The organism is Loktanella sp. DJP18 (assembly GCF_049310965.1).
Taxonomy (GTDB): Bacteria; Pseudomonadota; Alphaproteobacteria; order Rhodobacterales; family Rhodobacteraceae; genus Loktanella.
The window spans coordinates 1-2,563 of sequence record NZ_JBMERN010000258.1 but is presented as its reverse complement, the minus strand read 5'-3'; the positions used below and the strand labels follow the sequence as shown (position 1 = coordinate 2,563).

3 protein-coding genes are annotated in these 2,563 nt (G+C 54.6%); 2 read left to right on the top strand and 1 reads right to left on the bottom strand.

The window, feature by feature from the left end; all coding sequences use genetic code 11:
• Window positions 1–77 precede the first annotated feature (77 nt).
• Window positions 78–835, top strand: a protein-coding gene (locus tag ACOI1H_RS24820) for an IS5 family transposase (protein ID WP_422440925.1) whose coding sequence is annotated in 2 segments (ribosomal slippage) — window positions 78–399 and window positions 399–835 — 759 coding nt in all. Because the reading frame shifts where the segments join, the coding sequence is not laid out codon by codon here.
• Window positions 836–933: 98 nt separating this feature from the next.
• On the opposite strand, the gene ACOI1H_RS24815 is transcribed toward ACOI1H_RS24820, so the two are convergent.
• Window positions 934–1,185 carry a WGR domain-containing protein gene (locus ACOI1H_RS24815; RefSeq protein WP_422440924.1) on the bottom strand — a complete coding sequence of 84 codons (252 nt, stop codon included), beginning with the start codon at window positions 1,183–1,185 and terminating at the stop codon, window positions 934–936.
• A 450-nt stretch (window positions 1,186–1,635) separates the two neighbouring features.
• Between ACOI1H_RS24815 and ACOI1H_RS24810 the strand changes: the two genes are divergently transcribed.
• Window positions 1,636–2,502, top strand: a complete 867-nt coding sequence (locus ACOI1H_RS24810; RefSeq protein WP_422440923.1) for a patatin-like phospholipase family protein — start codon at window positions 1,636–1,638, stop codon at window positions 2,500–2,502.
• Window positions 2,503–2,563 lie beyond the last annotated feature (61 nt).

Here is a 2,563-nt window from a genome sequence, read left to right as displayed (position 1 = left end):
ACTAGGCTCTGGACCCATTAATCCGCTTGAGGCTGTGAGGCCTGCATGATTCAAGCCCCTCGAACTGAGGGGTGATTATGAGTAATCTTTACTTGCTGAGCGAAGATCAGATGGCGCGGCTCCGGCCATATTTTCCGAAGAGCCATGGTGTGCCCCGCGTTGATGACCGGCGCGTGCTCAGTGGTATTATATTCGTCAATCGCAATGGGTTGCGGTGGTGTGATGCACCCAAGGAGTATGGGCCCGCCAAGACGCTTTACAATCGGTGGAAGCGGTGGTGTGACATGGGTGTGTTCGCGAGGATCATGACGGGACTGGCCGCAGAGGCACCTGACAATAAAACCATCTCGATCGACGCGACCTACCTCAAAGCGCACCGCACGGCCTCAAGCCTGCGGTTGAAAAAGGGGGGCGTGGACGTCTGATTGGGCGGACCAAAGGCGGCATGAACACGAAGTTGCATGCTGTTACCGACACGATTGGACGCCCGATCCGGTTCTTCATGACCACAGGCCAAGTCAGCGATTACACTGGGGCCAGAGCCCTAGTGGCAAGCCTGCCAGCTGCCGACTGGTTATTGGGAGACCGAGGATATGACGCAGATTGGTTCCGTGAGGCCCTTGTAGATAAGGGAATAAAGCCCTGCATCCCGGGGCGAAAGTCGCGCGATAGGCCCGTCAAATATGACAAGCGCCGCTACAAACGACGCAACCGCATCGAGATAATGTTCGGTCGCTTGAAAGATTGGCGACGGATCGCCTCTCGATACGATCGTTGCCCAAAGGTATTCCTGTCAGCAATCGCCCTCGCAGCAACCATTTTGTTCTGGTTGTAAATCAATGAGTCTGGAGCCTAAGAGGGCTTGAAGTTGACATTCAAACTCTTCCAAACAACTACCGTTTCTGAAACGTCACCGAGGTTCGTTTATTGGCCTTAAACGTAACCCTGTTTCACCTTGCGCTTTGCTACCTCTGAAAGAGCATCAACCGCCAGTCCCTCGTCGGGAAAAAACCGAGTGGTGGATTCTGGGGAACCAATCTGACCGAATTCCGCGACAAGCGCAGCGCCTCCGAACAGGTCACGCTGAACCGTCACAAGGTAGAAGCGGCGGACAGCCCCCTCGGGGTCCGTTCGCCGCAGCCGCAAAACGGTCGGAAACATTTCGATCTGCTCCGGATCGTTCACTCTGGCGGGCTCCATTTGGCGCTGTCATTCAGGAAGCGTTCGTATCGCTGCGTGGTGATCTGCATTTCCTGAAACACCCTGACGCGCTCGGCATCGAGGCAGGCGGTGTAGAGGGACGCATCCCGAAAATACCGGTCGAACTCGCCTTTGAACTCTTCGCGGAAATCGTGCGCCAGCTCCGGAGAGGTGGTCGCAGGATCTCTGACCAGTTGCTAAGCTTTAGCGACTGATGAAAGACCGACCCGACATGACGAACCGCAAGCGCTATACATCGGAGTGTCGGATGAAATGGATAAACATTCAACAACTCATCCCTATCAGGTCGATGTTAGTCAGTTGAATTTTCATTGTTGCGGGCCACATGATTGGAGCAAATCCATCTGCATAAGCAAGTATGAGGTGCGAGAGGAGACCAAGATGACCAGAAGCTTTAATCCGGCCAGCACGTAAATGGGGCATGACACAGACTTACCGAATTTTGAACAGCTTGTCTTTTCGGGGGGTGGAACTCGGTGTTTTTGGCATGGTGGTTTCTGCTCTGTGGTCGCGCAAGTTATTGACCTCAAGCCAGCCCGCATTGCTGCCGTGTCGGGAGGAGCACTTTCGGCAAGTGCATTCATCGGTGGCGTTGAGAACCGCCTTTTCGAAGTGATGGGTGGCGCTCTGCAAGAACGCGAACAGAATATCTCGACGGATTGGGACGAACTTCAGTCGAATGGCATGACGCCACATCAGCAAATGTACCGAGAAATTGTGACCGAAACGCTTTGTCAGTGCGCCATAGACGCGATTGCGCAGGGTCCTTCATTTCAGGTTCTCTTGACCCATCCACCGATTGAATCCTACCCAAAATTATCAACGCTGCCGATGATGATTTCTTATGAAATCGACAAGGCGGTCCGCTCATCTCCATATATTGTTTCTGCCAATTCCCTCGGTGCCGAGCAGGTCCTTGTAGACGCGCGCCAGGCCGCACGAGACGGCGAACTGATCGACTTGGTCTGTGCCGCCGCAGTCATTCCACCGGTTTTCAATGTACAGGGCTGGAAGGGGCGACCTGTCGTCGATGGTGGCATGACAACCAGTGCGCCGATGCCTGATCCGGACGAAGGATCTACCTTGATCCTACTCACGCGGAAGTTTCGGCATCTACCCGACGATCCCGGGCACCAATACGTTGAGCCGAGTGAAAGCGTTCCGGCCGACAAAATTGATTTCACGAGTCGCGAGAAGATAAAGAAAACATGGGAGGCTGGCAGAGAGGACGGTCGCGCCTTCCTGCGCCGCCATCTGCTTGACGCCGAAGGGCAGGTCTGAACCGATCAGGATCGACACTTCTCGCACAAGAAAACGCCATGTGGGTCTAGAGCGGGTTGCG